Annotated in this window: 1 protein-coding gene; it reads left to right on the top strand. The window is 38.2% G+C overall.

Annotated features, from left to right (window positions below; translation table 11 throughout):
* A partial coding sequence (locus tag SCA31_RS24995) for a hypothetical protein (protein ID WP_410699643.1) occupies positions 1–246 on the top strand: 246 nt, incomplete at both ends.

Raw genomic sequence — 246 nt, 5'->3', positions numbered from 1 at the left:
CTAAAGCCGAAAACCCAAAAAGCAGCGGTGTAGTAATCGTTCCGAAAAATCTGGATGTAGCGCTGGAAGCTAATGCAAAAAAAGTAGAATTTAAAGGTTTAGGGCTTAATCATCTTAAAGGAACGGCTTCTGTAAATAAAGGAGAAGTTTATCTTAAAAACACCTCTTTTGACATTATTGGAAGCCGGATGAATATTCATGCCCGTTATCAGGACGAATCTCCGTTAACCGCTAATTATGATGTAG

The sequence above is a fragment of the Chryseobacterium sp. SIMBA_028 genome (assembly GCF_046535285.1).
Taxonomy (GTDB): domain Bacteria; phylum Bacteroidota; class Bacteroidia; order Flavobacteriales; family Weeksellaceae; genus Chryseobacterium.
Note: the sequence above shows the minus strand (reverse complement) of the source record. Positions and strands in the feature narration are given on the sequence as shown.